The organism is Gammaproteobacteria bacterium, from assembly GCA_035279405.1.
Lineage (GTDB): Bacteria > Pseudomonadota > Gammaproteobacteria > Natronospirales > REEB76 > REEB76.
Window position 1 is genome coordinate 163,045 of record DATEHU010000034.1, and the last position, 17,155, is coordinate 180,199.

16 protein-coding genes are annotated in these 17,155 nt (G+C 61.9%); 15 read left to right on the plus strand and 1 reads right to left on the minus strand.

Features of this window, described 5'->3' with window-relative positions:
* Nucleotides 1–172 precede the first annotated feature (172 nt).
* The 14 genes from VJR90_08645 to VJR90_08710 all read left to right on the plus strand — a co-directional run bounded on the left by VJR90_08645 (nt 173) and on the right by VJR90_08710 (nt 15,564).
* Nucleotides 173–2,635: a serine/threonine-protein kinase gene (locus VJR90_08645; GenBank protein HKV97540.1), complete on the plus strand. Its 2,463-nt coding sequence runs from the start codon at nt 173–175 to the stop codon at nt 2,633–2,635.
* A gap of 128 nt (nt 2,636–2,763) precedes the next feature.
* A complete protein-coding gene (locus tag VJR90_08650) occupies nt 2,764–3,336 on the plus strand; it encodes an outer membrane beta-barrel protein (GenBank protein ID HKV97541.1) in 573 nt (190 codons plus the stop codon).
* Between the two features lie 173 nt (nt 3,337–3,509).
* Complete coding sequence (locus VJR90_08655; protein HKV97542.1) at nt 3,510–4,154, plus strand: outer membrane beta-barrel protein; 645 nt, start codon at nt 3,510–3,512, stop codon at nt 4,152–4,154.
* Between the two features lie 120 nt (nt 4,155–4,274).
* Nucleotides 4,275–5,516, plus strand: a complete 1,242-nt coding sequence (locus tag VJR90_08660; GenBank protein ID HKV97543.1) for an NAD(P)/FAD-dependent oxidoreductase — start codon at nt 4,275–4,277, stop codon at nt 5,514–5,516.
* A 45-nt stretch (nt 5,517–5,561) separates the two neighbouring features.
* Nucleotides 5,562–6,554 carry an oxidoreductase gene (locus VJR90_08665; protein HKV97544.1) on the plus strand — a complete coding sequence of 331 codons (993 nt, stop codon included), beginning with the start codon at nt 5,562–5,564 and terminating at the stop codon, nt 6,552–6,554.
* Between the two features lie 42 nt (nt 6,555–6,596).
* Entirely contained in the window at nt 6,597–6,827 is a 231-nt protein-coding gene (locus tag VJR90_08670) for a CopG family transcriptional regulator (GenBank protein HKV97545.1), read from the plus strand.
* Nucleotides 6,814–7,074 carry a type II toxin-antitoxin system RelE/ParE family toxin gene (locus VJR90_08675; GenBank protein ID HKV97546.1) on the plus strand — a complete coding sequence of 87 codons (261 nt, stop codon included), beginning with the start codon at nt 6,814–6,816 and terminating at the stop codon, nt 7,072–7,074. Before VJR90_08670 ends, VJR90_08675 begins: the two co-directional genes overlap by 14 nt.
* Before the next feature lie 69 nt (nt 7,075–7,143).
* Nucleotides 7,144–8,022 (plus strand): methylisocitrate lyase, encoded by an 879-nt coding sequence (gene prpB, locus VJR90_08680; protein ID HKV97547.1) that lies wholly within the window; start codon nt 7,144–7,146, stop codon nt 8,020–8,022.
* A gap of 40 nt (nt 8,023–8,062) precedes the next feature.
* Entirely contained in the window at nt 8,063–9,214 is a 1,152-nt protein-coding gene (prpC, locus tag VJR90_08685; GenBank protein HKV97548.1) for a 2-methylcitrate synthase, read from the plus strand.
* Nucleotides 9,215–9,342: 128 nt separating this feature from the next.
* Nucleotides 9,343–10,791: a bifunctional 2-methylcitrate dehydratase/aconitate hydratase gene (locus tag VJR90_08690; protein HKV97549.1), complete on the plus strand. Its 1,449-nt coding sequence runs from the start codon at nt 9,343–9,345 to the stop codon at nt 10,789–10,791.
* A 164-nt stretch (nt 10,792–10,955) separates the two neighbouring features.
* Nucleotides 10,956–12,935, plus strand: a complete 1,980-nt coding sequence (locus VJR90_08695) for a S9 family peptidase (GenBank protein ID HKV97550.1) — start codon at nt 10,956–10,958, stop codon at nt 12,933–12,935.
* 79 nt (nt 12,936–13,014) lie between these two features.
* On the plus strand, nt 13,015–13,866 hold the full coding sequence (locus VJR90_08700; GenBank protein HKV97551.1) for a DUF6159 family protein: 852 nt from the start codon (nt 13,015–13,017) through the stop codon (nt 13,864–13,866).
* Nucleotides 13,863–14,402 carry a DUF924 family protein gene (locus VJR90_08705; protein HKV97552.1) on the plus strand — a complete coding sequence of 180 codons (540 nt, stop codon included), beginning with the start codon at nt 13,863–13,865 and terminating at the stop codon, nt 14,400–14,402. The genes VJR90_08700 and VJR90_08705 overlap by 4 nt, the downstream gene beginning before the upstream one ends.
* Nucleotides 14,403–14,439: 37 nt before the next feature.
* Complete coding sequence (locus VJR90_08710; protein HKV97553.1) at nt 14,440–15,564, plus strand: aromatic ring-hydroxylating dioxygenase subunit alpha; 1,125 nt, start codon at nt 14,440–14,442, stop codon at nt 15,562–15,564.
* On the opposite strand, the gene VJR90_08715 is transcribed toward VJR90_08710, so the two are convergent.
* Nucleotides 15,561–16,043, minus strand: a complete 483-nt coding sequence (locus tag VJR90_08715) for a DUF5946 family protein (GenBank protein ID HKV97554.1) — start codon at nt 16,041–16,043, stop codon at nt 15,561–15,563. The two genes, VJR90_08710 and VJR90_08715, sit on opposite strands and share 4 nt — an antisense overlap.
* A gap of 198 nt (nt 16,044–16,241) precedes the next feature.
* Here VJR90_08715 and VJR90_08720 point away from each other — a divergent pair, with 198 nt between their 5' ends.
* Nucleotides 16,242–17,123 carry an arginine deiminase family protein gene (locus tag VJR90_08720; protein HKV97555.1) on the plus strand — a complete coding sequence of 294 codons (882 nt, stop codon included), beginning with the start codon at nt 16,242–16,244 and terminating at the stop codon, nt 17,121–17,123.
* Nucleotides 17,124–17,155 lie beyond the last annotated feature (32 nt).

The following is a 17,155-nucleotide window of genomic DNA, read 5'->3' on the forward strand; positions in this document are numbered from 1 at the left end:
CGAAGGCATTACCGCCCTCGCCGTGCCCTTGGAGGCCGCGCCGTGTCTGGGTTTTGATCCTTTTCCTTCAGCCCATGGCGGGGGGCGCGAGGCTCGGTTACTCTATTTTGCATAATATCAACCGAATTGCCCCCATACCGGGGCGCAACTTCCTGGGGTTTAATCGGCGTCCATGTTGAGAATTGCGAACATCCTGAAGGGCTTGCGCTTGCGGCGCTGGCTGCCCGGCATCGGCATCACGCTGCTGCTGACGGCGGCCGCCGTGCTGCAATTCGGACGCAGCGGCGAAGCCCTGGTGGCGAGCGCCGCACAGCTGCTCGCCCCGCAGCGCCCACCCAACCCCGATGTGGTGGTGGTGGCCATGGACAACGCCGCGCTGCAAAAGCACGGCCCCCGGCCCTGGGGGCGCGATCTGTTTGCGCAGCTTACCGCGCAACTCGCGGCCGACAAGGCGCGGGTTATCGCTTTCGTCCCGGAGTTCAGCGCGCCGCAGAATGCCGAGGCGTTGCAATATCTGCACGAACTGGCGTCATTGGCGCCGCTCAAAAGGGACCGGTATGCCGCGCGCCAAATTGCCCGGGCTCAGGATGCGCTGTCCGCCGACCAGATGTTTGCCGACGGTATTGCCAAGGCCGGCAACGTGATCCTGGCGGCGCATGGCCTCGTGGGACCGACGCCGACAACCGCGCCGTTGCCTGCTTGGTTAAGTCTGAAGATGCAGGTACCGCAACCCGAACCCTCGATGACGACCGGGTGGTTTTTTCGGCCCGAGGACGCAAGCCTGAGCCCGCCCCTTGATGCACTTGGACAGGCTGCGGCCGGCATCGGCTGGTTGTCGGAATCCGCGCCCGCGGACCTGCACGCCCTGATGATTGAAGTGCAAGGTCAGCTGCTCCCGAGCTTTGCTCTGCTCGTGGCGGCGCGCGACCTGGGGCTCGGCAACAGCGACATCGTCGCGCATGCCGGCGGCGGCATCAGCCTCGGGGATGAGTACCTGTTTACCGACGCGCGGTTGCGCGCACAATCGCGTCGCTACCCGGGCGGCGCCGGTCGCAGCGCCATCCCGGTGTACGGCTTTGATGCGGTGCTCGTCGGGCAAGTGCCCGCGGAAAATCTGGCCGGCAAAACCGTGATTGTCGGTCCGAGCGGCGGGGACACGCCGACCCTGGCCGCGGCCGAGGTAGTCTCCCGCATTCTGAACAATGATTTGGTGGCCGCACCTTGGTGGGCGTGGGCACTGCGCGCACTGCTGACATTGCTGGTGGGTGGGTACCTGACGGTCATGGCAAGCCGCATGCGCCGCTGGCCGGTGCTGGTCGCGAGTGTGCTGTTTTTTATTGTGCTAGTGAACGCCGAATTCATCCCCCTGTTGGCGCGCGGCGTGTGGTTGCCGCTGATCCTGCCGATCCTGTTTCTGGTCGTCGGGTATGCACTGGTGGCAACCCTGCAGTGGTTGCACGACTGGCACGGCGTTCCCGACGCGGAATTCTCCGAAACCAACCGCCAGCTGGCGCTCGCGTGCCAGACCCTTGGGCGCTACCACGACGCGCTCACGTATTTCGGCAAATGCCTGCCGTCCGCGGCCTTGCATGAAAATCTGCTGCACCTCGGGCACGAACACGAACGCCATCGCCGCTATCCGGAAGCCATCGAGGTGTACACCGAAATGGAGCGACGCGTGCCGGAGTTCGGCAGCGTCGCCGAGCGCCTGCGCAAGCTGCAGGCGCTTGACCGCCAGGCCACGCTGACGCACGCGCGCACCGGCGAGCGCATTCTGCTCACCGACGACGGCCTGCAAAAGCCGGTGCTGGGGCGCTACCAGTTGCTGCGCGAGCTCGGGCGCGGCGCCATGAGCGTGGTATACCTGGGCAGCGATCAGAAAATCAATCGCACCGTGGCCATCAAGACCTTGAATTTCGCCAACGAATTTTCCGGCAGTGCGCAGCAGGAGGTCACGCGGCGCTTCTTCCGCGAGGCGGAAACCGCAGGCCAGCTGAATCATCCGAACATCGTCACCATTTATGACGTGGGTGAGGACCAGGGGCTGGCGTACATCGCCATGGATTACGTCGCGGGCACACCGCTGCAGGATTACGCGCTGCAGGGAAGCCTGTTGCCGATCGAGGAGGTTCTGGCCATCGTCATTAAGATTGCCGAGGCGCTCGACTATGCGCATGCGCGCGGGGTGGTGCACCGCGACATCAAACCCGCGAACATCCTGTACGAGCGCGACACCGGACGCCTGAAGATCACTGATTTCGGCGTGGCCGGGGTGCTCAACGCCAGCAAGACCCGCACCGGCACGATACTCGGCAGCCCGTCCTACATGTCACCGGAACAGGTAGGCGGCGGAAAGGTGGATGGGCGCAGCGACCTGTATTCCCTGGGCGTGACTCTGTACCAGCTGCTGCGCGGCGAGTTGCCGTTCGATGCGCCGACGCTGACCGGACTCATGTTCAAGGTGGCGAATTCGGCTCCGCCCGATGTCAGCTTTCTGCGGCCAGACATTTCCCCGGTGCTCAAAGCGCTGGTGGAGCGCACGCTGCAGAAAAAACCCGATGCGCGCTTTCAGACCGGAGCGGAATTGGCGAATGCGGTGCGCCAGTGTCGCGGCCGGGCCAGGCGCGCCGGCTGAAAGCCGCGGGCTCCGGTTACCCCGGGTTTTTCCGGATACGACCTCCGGGGATTCCTGTGCTAGATTAAAGTGATTGGGGATACAAGTGTTTGCGTAAACAACCTTAGCCAGCATGTAAGGAGTAACTCATGTCAAGGCATATGTGGACAAAGATCTCGAGCGTGTTGATTTTGTGTGCAGCCCTGCCGGTGGCCGCGTACGCCGCCGACGGCAGTTTCAATTACAACTATGCCAACGGCGGCTATGTGAGCGAAAGCCCAAGCGGCGGTTCCAGCCTGAATGGTCTTGGCGTGGACGGCTCCTATACCTTCACGCCCAACTGGCACGCGTTCGCGGGCTACAGCCACCTTACCTGCTGCAGCATCAGCGAGAACAACTTCAATCTGGGCGCCGGCTATCACATGGATCTGAGCAACCAGTTGGGCCTGTTCGTTGAAGGCGAGTTTCTGCGCTTCAACGCCACCGGCACCAGCGCCAACGGCTGGGGCGTGGATGGCGGCGTGCGCTTTGCCATCAATTCGCAGTTCGAGGTGGACGGCTTCGTGAGCCACACCAATGTCAACACCAATCCGAGCAGCACGGAGAACACCATCGGCGTGCGCGGCCTGTTCAACATCAACCAGCAATGGAGCGTGTTCGCGAGCTATTCCAACAACTCCGACTTCAACACCTTCCAGGCCGGCGTGCGCTTTTATTATTGAGTGCCTGGCGATGTGCCATCCAAGCCCCGGCATAGCCGGGGCTTTTTTTGCCGCGCTGAACCGTGATTCCACACGCGCCGCGGCATTTGCGGACAAACAAGTCTTGTCACGCGGTGTTGCATACCTATACGATGTGCGCGCCACGGACTCAATCCCCGTTTACCGGAGCAGTCATGCACAAGCTTTTGCTGTTGCTGGTCGCATTGGCGATCGCCGTGCCCTTGACCGTGCGCGCCGCTGCGCCCGATTACAACACCGTGGACCTGAGTTATACCAAGGGTGCCACCACCGGTTTCAGCGGCGGCAGCGGTTACCAGCTGGCCGGCAGCTATGCCTTCGACACCTACTGGTTCGTCGCCGGCAATTACGCCCAGAACCGATTCAACGGCGGCATCCTCACCGGCGGGTTTTTCACGCGGGATGAATCCGCGTCCGTGGGCGTGCATTTTGCGCTCAGCGATTCCATGGACTTGGTGGCGCGCGCGGGGTACGCCAACGATCACTGGAAACAGGGGCCGAGTACCAACCTGTTCCCGGGCTTCGTGGTGTCCACCAGCGACAACCAGGACGGCTACGACTTCGGCTTCGGTCTGCGCTTCCTGCCGCTCGACCAGTTGGAACTCAACGTGTTCATGGATCAGGACAACGTCGGTCTGCTGAGCCACGACCACAGCCGTTCCGAGACCGTGGGCTCATTCGCTGCCATCTACAAGCTGACCGAGAATTACGGTCTGGGCCTGAGCTATGCGCGCGGCAGCCATAACAGCGCCAGCATGTGGATGCTCACCGGCCGCTGGTATTTCCTGCCCAACCAATAATCCAGACGTTGCATTCCACGAGACAAGCCCCGGCTTGGCCAGGGCTTGTCTTTGTGCGTTCGGAAGCGCGCGGATTTGTGCCAACATGGAGTGCCCGGGCGGCCTTCCGGAGCCGAGAACATGCGAAACGTGGTGATTGTGGGCGGCGGGTTCGCGGGCTTGCAGGCCGCCCGACGCCTGGGTGGCGCGCACGGCGTGCAGGTCACGCTGCTCGACCGCTACAACCACCACGTGTTCCAGCCGCTGCTTTATCAGGTGGCCATGGCGGAGCTCAGCCCGGCCGACATTGCCGTGCCGCTGCGCAGCGTGCTGTCGCGGCATGTCAATGTGCGCGTCTACCAGAGTGATGTGGAACGCGTGGATTTGAAGACCCGGCAGGTGAGCGCGGGTTTCGGCGCAGTGTCCTACGATTTCCTGTTGCTCGCCTGCGGCGCCAGCCACACCTATTTCGGGCACGACGATTGGGAGCCTTGGGCGCCGGGCCTGAAGACCGTGGAGCAGGCGCGCGAAATCCGCCGCCGCGTGTTGCAGGCTTACGAAGCCGCCGAATATACCCGTGCCCCGGAATTGCAGCGCCAGCTACTGACGTTCGTGATCGTCGGCGGCGGCGCCACCGGCGTCGAATTGGCGGGGGCCATCGCCGAGATGGCGCGCTTCACCCTAGCGCGGGATTTCCGCAACATCCGGCCCGAGCTGACACGCGTGGTGCTGGTCGAAGCCGGACCACGTCTGCTGCCCGCATTGCCGCCCGTACTTTCCGCCTACGCTGCACGCGCGCTTGCGGAACTGGGTGTGGACGTGCGCATCGGGTCCGCGGTCACGCAGGTGACGGCGATCGGCGTACAACTCGGCGCGCAGCAGATTCTCGCCGGCACGGTGCTTTGGGCCGCGGGCGTCGCGGCGGCACCCGTTGGCCGCACGCTGGGCGTGGCCACCGATCGCCAGGGGCGCATTATCGTGAACGCGGATTTGAGCCTGCCCGGCCATCCCGAGGTGTTCGTGGCCGGCGATCTCGCGCACTTCGCCCATCAGACCGGCGTACCGCTGCCCGGCATCGCCGCCGTGGCCAAGCAACAGGGCCGCCATGTGGCCGAAACCATTCTCGCGGAGCGGACGGGGCGTGCACGCCGGCCGTTCCACTACCGCGACATGGGGCAGTTGGCCACCATCGGCCACAAGCGTGCCGTGGCGCAGATCGGATGGTTCAGGCTGCGCGGCTGGCCGGCCTGGGTGGTGTGGGTGTTCGCCCACATTTATTATCTGATTGATTTTCGCAGCCGCGTGCTGGTGATGCTCGCCTGGGCGTGGACCTATGTCACGCACCGGCGCGGCGCGCGGCTGATTCTGGGCAAATCCGCTTGAATGGCGCGCAGGCCATCAACCATGGTCAAGGTGCCGGAGCCGGACATGAATAAACCGTTTACCGCCTACCGCATTCATCAGGACGGCACACGCATCAGCGCGCGCTTCGAACAACTGACTCTGGATCAGCTCGCGCCGGGCGAAGTCGTCATCCAGGCGCAGTATTCCAGCGTCAATTACAAGGATGCGCTCGCGGCCACCGGTCAGGGCAGGATTCTCAGGCGCTTTCCTCTGGTGGGCGGCATTGACGTGGCCGGCGTGGTGGCGTCCTCCGTGGATCGCCGCTTCAAGAAAGGCGACAAGGTGCTGGTCACCGGCTGCGGTCTGGGCGAAGACCATGATGGCGGCTATGCGGAATACGTACGCGCCAAGAGCGCGTGGGTGATTCCGCTTCCCAAGGGGCTCAGCACGCACACGGCCATGATGCTCGGCACCGCCGGTTTCACCGCCGCGCTCGCCATCCACAAACTGGAGCACAACGGTGTCAAACCGAAAGGCGGGCCGGTGGTCGTCACCGGTGCCACGGGCGGCGTGGGTTCGCTGGCCGTGAACATGCTTGCCAAACGCGGCTATGAAGTGGTGGCCGTCACCGGCAAGCGCGACGCGCAGGATTATCTGCGACAGCTGGGCGTGTCTTCGATCCTGCTGCGCGATGAGATCAGCTACGGCAGCAAGCCGCTGGAGCGTATCCAGTGGCAGGGCGCGGTGGACAACGTCGGTGGCGAAATGCTCGCCTGGCTCACGCGCAGCGTCGGCTGGTGGGGCAGCATTGCCAGCATCGGTCTTGCCGGCAGCGCCGAACTGCGCACCACGGTGATGCCTTTCATCCTGCGCGGCGTGAATCTGCTCGGCATCAATTCCATGGCCACACCGCGGGCGCTGCGCCTCAAGATCTGGCAACGCCTCGCCACCGATCTCAAGCCACCCAAACTCAAACTCGTCGCCGGCACCCCCATTCCCTTCGATGACTTGCCCAGGACTTTTAGCCAGGTGCTTGAAGGCCGTCACCGCGGCCGGATCGTGGTAAAAATTGCCTAAGAACGTCTTGACGATTTAACGTTAAAACGTTATATTACCGGCATGAGCGAAACTATCCGCGCCACTGTGTATCTGGATTCGGACCTGCACCGCGCCCTGCGCATAAAGGCGGCGGGTGCCCACCGGCCGGTCTCCGAACTGGTGAACGAGCTGGTGCGTCAGGCACTGGCTGAGGACCAGGAGGACTTGGCGGCATTTGAGGAACGTGTCGCGGAGCCGACCATGAGCTACGAGCAATTGCTCAAGGACCTCAAGGCGCATGGCAAGCTATAAGCTGGTCATCAAGAAATCCGTTGCCAAAGACCTGCGCCCCATTCCCAACCGAGACGTTGAACGCATTCTGGCCCGCATTCATTTGCTGATCGACGACCCACGGCCGCAAGGGGCCGAGAAACTGAGCGGCGAAGAAAAATATCGCCTGCGTCAGGGCCGTTACCGGATTATCTACACGATAAACGACGCCGAAGTCTGCGTGGTAGTGGTGAAAGTAGGCCATCGTCGCGAAATGTATCGTCGCTGATTCGCGGTTAGCGGCTCATCCCCCAAGCCGCTAGAATAACCGGCCCTGCCCAAGTGCCAAGGACCTTGCATGGCCCAGTCTGATTCCGCCGGCGCTCGTTTCTGGTCAGCGCTCGATGCCGAGCGCCCCTTGCAGGTGGTGGGCGCGATCAATGCCTATTGCGCGCTGCTGGCGGAACGGGCCGGCTTCAAAGCGCTGTATCTCTCGGGCGCGGGCGTGGCCAACGCCTCCTTCGGCCTGCCGGATCTCGGCATCACCTCGCTCAACGACGTGTGCGAAGACATCCGGCGCATCACCGGCGCGACGCGCCTGCCGCTGCTGGTGGACGCAGACACCGGCTGGGGCGCAGCCTTCAACATCCAGCGCACGGTGCGCGAGATGATCCGCGCCGGCGCCGCCGGCCTGCACATCGAGGACCAGGTGGCGGCCAAGCGCTGTGGTCATCGTCCCGGCAAGGAGCTGGTGGATGCAACCGAGATGGGCGACCGCATCAAGTCCGCCGTGGACGGCCGCACGGATCCGAAGTTCGTCATCATGGCACGCACCGACGCGCACGGTGTCGAAGGGCAGCAGGCGGCGGTGGAGCGTGCGTTGAAGTACGTCGCCGCCGGCGCCGACATGATTTTTGCCGAGGCGTTGACCACGCTGGACGAGTACCGGCAATTTACCCAGGCCGTAAAAGTTCCGGTACTCGCCAACATCACCGAATTTGGCAAGACGCCCTTGTTTACGACCACGGAATTGGCGGAGGCCGGTGTGCGTCTCGCGCTTTATCCCCTGTCCGCATTCCGCACCATGAGCAAGGCGGCGGAGCTGACCTACACCACCATTCGCAAACAGGGCACGCAGCAGAAGATCCTCGACTGGATGCAGACGCGTGACCAGCTTTACGACGTACTGAATTATCTGAGCTACGAAAAAAAGCTCGACGAGCTGTTCAAAAAGTAGGAGCGGCCCATGGCCGCGATGCTTTCTTGGAGACAAGCACATGAACGAATCAACGGTCGGCTTCAAACCCAAAAAATCCGTGGCCCTGTCCGGCGTGGCCGCCGGCAATACCGCGATTTGTACCGTCGGCCGGAGCGGCAACGATCTGCACTACCGCGGCTACGACATCCTCGACATCGCCGGCAAGTGCGACTTCGAGGAAGTGGCCTATCTGCTCATCTACGGCAAGCTGCCGAACCGCGCCGAGTTGAAGGCGTACAAGATCAGGCTCAAATCCATGCGCGGCCTGCCGGAGACCGTGAAGACCGTGCTCGAATCCCTGCCCGCGTCCGCGCATCCCATGGATGTGATGCGCAGCGGCGTCTCCGCGCTCGGCTGCGTGCTGCCGGAGAAGGAGGATCACAATCCGGCCGGCGCGCGCGACATCGCCGACCGGCTGGTGGCTTCGCTCGGCTCGATCCTCTGCTACTGGTACCACTGGAGCCACGACGGACGCGCCATCGAGGTCGAGACCGGCGACGATTCCGTGGGCGGACATTTCCTGCACCTGTTGCACGGCCGCGAACCCCCGGATGCCTGGGTGCGCGCCATGCACAGCTCGCTGATCCTGTACGCCGAGCACGAGTTCAACGCCTCGACCTTCACCGCGCGCGTGATCGCGGGCACCGGCGCGGACATGTATTCCTGCATCACCGGCGCCATCGGCGCGCTGCGCGGTCCCAAGCACGGCGGGGCCAACGAAGTGGGTTACGAAATCCAGAGCCGTTATGCGACTCCGGAAGAAGCCGAAACCGACATCCGTAAACGTGTAGCGGCCAAGGAAATCATCATCGGCTTCGGTCACCCGGTGTACACCGTGAGCGATCCGCGCAACCACGTCATCAAGGAAGTGGCGCGCAAGCTTTCCAAGGAAGCCGGCGACATGAAGCTGTTCAACATCGCCGAGCGCATAGAAAAAACTATGGGGGACGCGAAAAAGATGTTCTCCAATCTCGACTGGTTTTCGGCCGTGTCCTACCACATGATAGGCATTCCCACCGCCATGTTTACGCCGCTGTTCGTGATTGCGCGCACCACCGGCTGGAGCGCGCACGTCATCGAACAACGCGCCGATGGCAAGATCATCCGCCCGAGCGCTAACTACATCGGCCCGGAAGACCAGAAGTTCGTGCCCATAGAAAAACGTGCTTGAAGCGGCTCTGCCCGACCGAAGGTTCCCGGTAGGTGCAACGATATTGTGGGAGCGACGGTCCCCGTCGCGATTCCATAACCATCGCGGTCGGGACGACCGCTCCCACAGCAAACCCCGGAGAAAATGTAGTGTCACATCAAGACATCAAATCCGCCCAGCGTCCCGCGCCCGAGAAAGTCCTGACCGATATCGCCGATTACGTTCTCGGCTACCAGATCAAAGGCCTCGAAGCCTACGAGACCGCGCGTTACTGTTTGATGGACACGCTGGCCTGCGGCATGCTGGCCCTGAACTACCCGGCCTGCACCAAGTTGCTCGGGCCTCTGGTAGAGGGCGCAACGCTCACGGGCGGCGCGCGCGTGCCGGGCACGCGCCATGAACTCGATCCGGTGCAGGCGGCGTTCAACATCGGCGCCATGATCCGCTGGCTGGATTTCAACGACACCTGGCTCGCGGCGGAATGGGGCCATCCTTCGGACAACCTGGGCGGCATACTGGCCACTGCCGATTATTTGTCACGCAAGAATCTCGCCGTCGGAAAAGCGTCGCTCACGATACGCGACGTGCTCACCGCCATGATCAAAGCGCACGAAATCCAAGGCGTGCTGGCGCTGGAAAATTCCTTCAATCGCGTGGGGCTGGACCATGTGCTCCTGGTGCGCGTGGCCTCCACCGCCGTGGTCACGGCAATATTGGGCGGTACACGCGAGCAGGTGATCGCCGCGGTATCCCAGGCCTTTATTGACGGCGGGGCGCTGCGCACCTACCGCCACGCGCCCAATGCCGGCTCGCGCAAGAGCTGGGCGGCGGGCGACGCCACCAGCCGCGGCGTGCGCCTGGCGCTCATCGCGCTCACCGGCGAGATGGGCTATCCCACGGCGCTCTCGGCTAAAACCTGGGGCTTTTACGACGTGCTCTTCAAGGGCCAGCCCTTCAAGTTCCAGCGCGCCTACGGCAGCTATGTGATGGAAAATGTGCTCTTCAAGATTTCCTATCCGGCCGAGTTCCATGCGCAAACCGCGGTGGAATGCGCCATGACATTGCACCCGCAGGTCAAGGATAAGCTGGAGCAGATAGAAAAGGTCGTGATCGAAACCCAGGAACCCGGCGTGCGCATCATTGACAAGACCGGTCCGCTCAACAATCCCGCCGACCGCGACCACTGCATCCAGTACATGACCGCGATCCCGCTGATCTTCGGCCGGCTCACGGCCGAGGATTACGAGGACAAGGTGGCGGCCGATTCGCGCATCGACGTGCTGCGCGCCAGAATGGAAGTGCGCGAGAACCCGCAATTCACCAAGGACTACTACGATCCCGCCAAGCGCTACATCGGCAACGCGCTCCAGGTGTTCTTCAAGGACGGAAATAAAACCGAGCGCGTGGCCGTGGATTACCCCATCGGCCATCGTAAGCGCCGCGTCGAAGGCATTTCGGTGCTGGTGAAAAAATTCGAGCAGGCCATCGCTGGCCGCCTTCCGGCGAAACAGTGCGAAGCACTCAAGGTTCTGTGTGCCGATCAAAAGAAACTGGAAGCCACGCCGGTCACGGAGTTTATGAAATTGTGGGTGGTTTGAGCGGTCGAGCAGGGCGGCTGTAGGTTGGGCTGACCCCGGACTTGATCCGGGGGAAGCCCAACGATTGAATCCTTGAGGTTCGCTGGGCTCGCCACCAAATTACGGCGTAGCCGCACGATTCCGAATTTCCGTTGTCTGAAACCGTCTGATACATGGAGAAAACCATGAAACCCGTGAAGTATCTGTTGATGTTGATGTTATGCGTTTGGGTCTGGCCGCTCGCGAGCCGCGCGGCCGCACCGGCGTTCACGCTGGATGACTTGCAGAAAATCATCTCCCTGCGCAGCCCGCAGATTTCGCCGGACGGCAAGCAGATCGCGGTCATCGTATCCACGCCCGACTGGAAAACCGACAAGGCGAAACAGGAAATTGATTTGGTGGACGTCGCGACCGGCGCGCGGCGCGCGCTGACTTCAAGCCGCGAGGGCGTTTCCGAGCCGCGCTGGTCGCCGGACGGCTCGCGGCTCGCATTCATGGCGAAGGATACGGAGACCAAGGAAGCGCAGATTTTCGTCATGCCGATGAACGGCGGCGATGCGGTGCGCATCACCGACAACAAACAGGGCATAGACAACTTTTCCTGGAGCCCGGACGGCCAGCAGATCGCTTTCATCGCGCAGGATCCGCCGTTGAACGAGAAGGCCATCAAGGAGCACAACAAGGTGTTCCAGGTGACCGACGGCAATTTCCTGCTGGACAAGGACGTTGCGCCCTGGCAGTTATGGGTGGTGTCTGCTACGGGCGGCCAGGCCAAACAGCTTACCAAGGGCACGTTCAGCCTGGACACGGATCAGGGCGGGGCCACGCCGCCCGCCTGGAGCCCTGACGGCCAGCGCATTGCGTTCACGAAGTTTCCGAGTTCCTATTGGGGGCCGTCATTCCAATCCGTGATCGCCGAAGTGAACGTCACGAGCGGTGCGGTGCAGACGCTGGTCTCCGCGCAAACCTCGGCGGATGTCAACTTCGCGCCGGCGGGTGACGCCTTTGCATTCGCTCGCCCACGCGGCGGCGACCAGAACAACGGTAACGCCGTGTACGTGGGCAGCAATGGGGAAGTCCACGATGCCACCGCCGCACTGGCGCGCAATTTCAATAACTATATATGGATGCCGGATGGTAAGTCGTTGTTGCTGCAGGGCGAGCTGGGCACGCGCTCGGTTTTTTGGCAGCAGCCGGTATCCGGCAATGCGCGCCTGCTCAATCTGGGTGATGTGGATGCCGGTGCCTCCATGAGCGTTTCCAAAACCGGTGCCATCGCCTTCATCGGCAGCACCGCAACGCATCCCGACGAGTTGTACGTGCTGGAATCCGTGCATGCTCAGCCGCGGCGACTGACGGACGTGAACGCTTTCGTGGACAAACTCAGTCTCGGCCGCACCGAACCTATCGAGTGGCGCGGCCCGAATGGATTTCACGAGGACGGCGTGCTCACGTATCCGGTCGATTATCGGCAGGCCAGCAAATACCCACTGGTGCTGGTGATTCACGGCGGGCCGGAAGGTGCGTCCACGGTGCGCTTCTCGCCCTTGCCGCAACTGCTGGCGGCTGCGGGCTTTCTGGTATTCCAGCCGAATTACCGCGGCAGCATCAATCTGGGCGACAAGTACCAGCATGCGATTTACCGCGACACCGGCGAAGGGCCGGGCAAGGATGTGATGGCGGGCCTCGCCGCGGTGGAAAAACTCGGCAGCGTGGACAAAGGCCGCATCGGCGTGACCGGATGGTCCTACGGCGGCTACATGACCACTTGGCTCAGCGGGCATTACGACGTGTGGAAGGCCGCGGTCGCAGGCGCGCCGCTCACCGACTGGGTGATGGATTACACGGTTGCCTACTATCAGACCGGCGACCGGTATTTCTTCGGCTCCTCGCCGTGGACCGATGCCGGCTGGAAAATCTGGCGCGCACAGTCGCCCATCACCTACGTGCGCAATGTCAAGGCGCCCACGCTGCTCATGAGCGACGTGATGGATGCCAACGTACCGTTCGTGAATGCCGAGGAGTGGTACCACGGACTGCGCGACAACGGCGTGACCGTGGAGTTCTACGCCTATCCCGAGCCCACGCATTTCCCGCGTGACATCGTGCAGACCACGGATGTCTACCGCCGCTGGGTCGGGTGGATGGAGAAATACCTGAAATAGCGCTTGCACCGGGGCGCTGGCGCATACCGCCCGCTTCAGGCAACATTTCATCACCAATGGGCAACCGGGAGAGGCTCACATGGGGAAATTCGCACGCACCTGGCAGTTGATGGGCGCCTCCTGGCAACTGCTCAAACAGGACAAGCGGCTGGTCGTGTTTCCATTGATCTCCGGCGTGGTGCTGGCGCTGGTGATCGCTACGTTTGGCATACCGCTGTTCGCCACCGGTCAGGCCCAGCACTACCTGAGCGACCCGAACCAGCCGGCGCGACAGATGTACGTCACGCTGTTCATCTTCTATTTTGTCAGTTACTTCGTGATGATCTTTTTCAATTCCGCGTTGATCGCCTGCGTGCTGAAGCAGATGGACGGCGAGCAGCCGACCATCCGTGACGGGTTGAGCGCCGCCTGGCAACGGCTGCCGCAGATTTTCGCTTGGGCGCTGCTTGCGAGCACCGTGGGTTACCTGTTGCGTTTGCTGGAGCAGCGCGTTGGCTTTGTGGGCAGGATTGTGGTCGGACTCTTGGGTATGGCATGGACCGTGACGGCGTTTCTGGTGGTACCGGTGGTCGTGGCCGAAGGCGACGGACCGTTTGCAGCCTACAAACGCTCCGTGGTGATGCTCAAGCGCACCTGGGGTGAGCAGATCATCGGCAACGTGAGCTTCGGTTTGATATTCATGCTGCTCGGCATCGTGCCTGCGATTGTCGTGATCGCGCTCGCGGCTGCAGCCGGCCCCGCAGCGGCGCTTGCAGCCGTGGCGCTGGTCGTCATCTATCTCGTGGCGCTTGGTCTGGTGCAATCCACGTTGCAGACCATATATCAGGCCGCGGTTTACCGCTACGCGGTGAATGGTGAGGCGCCGGGCGGATTTGACAAACAGTTGATCGCCGAAGCGTATCGCGTGAAGAAACCGAAGAGCTGGATGTGAACCCGCAGGAGATTCTGAAATTCTGGTTTGAGGAAACCACACCCGGGCAAAAATTCAAAAAGGATGCCGTATTCGATGCGCTGATCCGCCGGCGTTTCTCGGAAACCCAGCGCGCGGCGGCGCATGGCGAACTGTACGGTTGGCGCGTCACGCCGGACGGACGGCTCGCCGAAATCATCGTGCTCGACCAGTTCTCGCGCAACCTGTTCCGTGACGATCCGCAGGCGTTCGCCTGCGATGGCATGGCGCTGGTGCTCGCTCAGGAAACTGTGCGCCTTGGTGCCGATCAGGCGCTTGAACCGCGCCAGCGCGTATTCCTGTACATGCCTTACATGCACAGCGAATCGCGTGCCATCCACGTGATCGCCGAGCAGTTGTTCCGGCAGCTCGGCATTGCCGAAAATCTCAAGTTCGAACTCGCCCACAAGGCCATCATTGACCGCTTAGGGCGCTATCCGCACCGCAATGCCGTGCTGGGACGCGAGTCCACCGCCGAAGAACGCGAGTTTCTGCAGCGCCCGGGATCGTCGTTCTGAGCAAAGCCGCTTTGCCGTTGCTGCTATGCTTGCCTTTGTGAGCCAGCCGATTCCACAGCACTTCCCATCCGCGTTGCAGCAGGCGGACTTGAACCCGCAGCCCTTGCAGCAGGCGCGCACCTTGCCGGCTTATGCGTACGCCGATCCCGAATTTCACGCCTTCGACGCCGCGGCGATCTTTGCGCGCACTTGGCAGTTCATTGGCCGGGCGGATCAGGTGAAAGACCCTGGCGACCATCTGGTGGCGGAGATAGCCGGCAAGCCGGCGATAGCCGTGCGCGGCAACGATGGTGTGTTGCGCGGGTTCTTCAATGTCTGCAAACACCGCGCGGGGCCGTTGGCTGTGGACAATGGCAACACGCGATTCCTGCAATGCCGCTACCACGGCTGGGTGTATACGCTCGAAGGCCGGCTGCGCGCCACGCATGAGATGCAGGAAGCCGAAGGCTTCGACCCGTCCGGTGTCTGTCTTGATTCGGTGTACGTGGCCGAATCGCAGAATCTGGTGTTCGCAGCGGTCAGCGACCCCGGCGTGACGTTGGCAAAAGTGTTTGACGGTATTGCGCAGCGCATTGCACCGATCGAGCTCGCCGCGTTGCGCTTCCATGCACGCGTGAGTTACGACCTGCACTGCAACTGGAAAGTGTATGTGGACAATTACCTCGAAGGCTACCATCTGCCGTATGTGCACCCGAAGCTCAACAAATTGCTGGATTACCGCAATTACACCACTCACACCGCGGAGTGGTATTCGTGGCAGCAAAGTCCGGTGAGCGGCGGCGCGGGACTGTACGCCGGAGGCGAGGCGCAGTATTACTTCGTGTTTCCGAACCTGATGCTCAACATCCTGCCCGGACGCATGCAGATCAATCAGGTGATTCCGGTTTCACAGAACCTGTGTCGCGTGCTCTTCGATTATTACTACGCGGATACGCAATCCGCATCCGCGAACAAGCTGATTGCCGACGACATGCGTTTCAGCGACGAAGTGCAGCGCGAGGACATCGCCATCTGCGAGCGCGTGCAACAGGGACTGGAATCCGGCGCCTACACGGCCGGACGGTTATCGCCCAAACGTGAATCCGGCGTGCATCACTTCCAGGAACTGGTGCGCAAGGCTTACCGGCAGGCGGTTGCGGAACAGTGCGTCGGGGGAACCTAGAATCCGGCTGGCAGCCAGCCATAAATCGTGTCGTGATGCGCCGACCAGGCGTTCCAGGCGGATTCGGCCCACGTCCGCACCTGCCGACGGTGTTCGTCCGAGTCACTGGCCTTGCGTACGTCCACTACGGTTACCGATCCCATGGAGGCGGGCGGCGTGAGCCAGACATATTGACGCTCCACCGCGGCCTTGATGGCATCGTTGGCGCGCTCGGTCGCAAGATTGCGTTCCAGCATCAGGCACAGGCGGATCAGGTGCCCGGCCACGGACTGTATGGTCTGAGGCGATGGGTGACCGGGATGCTGCACGGCGTAAGCATCCACCGTGAACTTGTGGACCGCAAAGTAATCCTGGTCCTGATATTCACGTGCCAACACTTCGCCGTAGACCGCCCAGCAGCCGGGAGAGGATTCCATGTAGCGGTGCGTCGGACCGTGAATGTCCTCGAACAACCCGCCGCAGCCGAGGCATTTGCTCATGGCCATAGTCAGTTCTCAAGATACATTGGGTTTGGTTGCAGGCGAATATAATTCATAAAGAGGACTTAATGAGGTGTTCTGGGTTCAATCCCTTCTCCCCTAGAGGGGAGAAGGTGAGGTTGAGGGGTGGAATATCCACTCTCACCCTTTTTCAGGCTTCGCATTCCTGCTGCGCCTGAAAATCCAGGACTGCCATCCATGGCAGCCCGCTCGCAGCTTCGCTGCTCACCCTCTCCTGCCGGCGGGAGAGGAGAAGATATTTGTACCAACGCAGCCTATTGGCTGCAGGTACTCAATTTGCGAAGGCGATTTTCTATGCGGATAGCCATCACACGCGAAGTGAGCCCGAGTATCGCCGAATGCGAGCTCACGCATCTGGCGCGCGAACCGATAGATGTTGTACGCGCTCGCGCACAACATCGCGAATATGAAGAGCTGCTAGTGAAGCTGGGCTGCAAGCTGATGCGGCTGCCGGCTGAGGCGGACTTGCCGGACTCTGTGTTCGTGGAAGATGCCGCGGTGGTACTGGATGAATTGGCGGTGATTACCCGGCCCGGTGCGGAATCGCGCCGCAGCGAGACTGTCTCAGTCGCTGCGGCACTCAAGCCCTATCGCAAGCTGTTTCACATTCAACCGCCCGGCACACTGGATGGCGGCGACGTGTTACGAATCGGCAAAGCACTGTATGTGGGGCTGTCGAAGCGCAGTAATCGGGAAGGCGTCAAACAACTGCGCCGCATTCTTGCACAGTTTCGCTATTCAGTGACTGCGGTTGAGCTGCACGATTGTCTGCATCTGAAATCAGCGGTGACCCAAGTAGCTGAAAACACTTTGCTTATCAACAGAGCTTGGACAGAGGCGCGTGCATTCGACTCCTTCAGGCTGATTGACGTGGTGCCCTCGGAACCTTTTGCCGCCAACGCACTGCTTGTTGACGAGGCGGTAATCTATCCCGCGGCATTTCCGGAAACGCGGAAGCGGTTGGAAACGCAGGGCATCAAAGTGCATTCCGTGGATGCTTCAGAACTCGCCAAGGCGGAGGGCGGTGTGACTTGCTGCAGCCTTATCTTGGCAGTGTAAAGATGAACGGCGCGACTGGCTTTGCCCAGGGT

Excerpts from the sequence above, each read along its gene's own strand:
- VJR90_08670 (HKV97545.1), top strand. The coding sequence starts at position 6,597 with ATGAGCGAAACTATCCGCGCCACTGTGTATCTGGATTCGGACCTGCAC.
- VJR90_08695 (HKV97550.1), top strand. The coding sequence starts at position 10,956 with ATGAAACCCGTGAAGTATCTGTTGATGTTGATGTTATGCGTTTGGGTC.
- VJR90_08655 (HKV97542.1), top strand. The coding sequence starts at position 3,510 with ATGCACAAGCTTTTGCTGTTGCTGGTCGCATTGGCGATCGCCGTGCCC.
- VJR90_08660 (HKV97543.1), top strand. The coding sequence starts at position 4,275 with ATGCGAAACGTGGTGATTGTGGGCGGCGGGTTCGCGGGCTTGCAGGCC.
- VJR90_08645 (HKV97540.1), top strand. The coding sequence starts at position 173 with ATGTTGAGAATTGCGAACATCCTGAAGGGCTTGCGCTTGCGGCGCTGG.
- prpC (HKV97548.1), top strand. The coding sequence starts at position 8,063 with ATGAACGAATCAACGGTCGGCTTCAAACCCAAAAAATCCGTGGCCCTG.
- VJR90_08715 (HKV97554.1), bottom strand. The coding sequence starts at position 16,043 with ATGAGCAAATGCCTCGGCTGCGGCGGGTTGTTCGAGGACATTCACGGT.
- prpB (HKV97547.1), top strand. The coding sequence starts at position 7,144 with ATGGCCCAGTCTGATTCCGCCGGCGCTCGTTTCTGGTCAGCGCTCGAT.
- VJR90_08675 (HKV97546.1), top strand. The coding sequence starts at position 6,814 with ATGGCAAGCTATAAGCTGGTCATCAAGAAATCCGTTGCCAAAGACCTG.
- VJR90_08720 (HKV97555.1), top strand. The coding sequence starts at position 16,242 with ATGGCAGCCCGCTCGCAGCTTCGCTGCTCACCCTCTCCTGCCGGCGGG.
- VJR90_08650 (HKV97541.1), top strand. The coding sequence starts at position 2,764 with ATGTCAAGGCATATGTGGACAAAGATCTCGAGCGTGTTGATTTTGTGT.
- VJR90_08700 (HKV97551.1), top strand. The coding sequence starts at position 13,015 with ATGGGGAAATTCGCACGCACCTGGCAGTTGATGGGCGCCTCCTGGCAA.
- VJR90_08665 (HKV97544.1), top strand. The coding sequence starts at position 5,562 with ATGAATAAACCGTTTACCGCCTACCGCATTCATCAGGACGGCACACGC.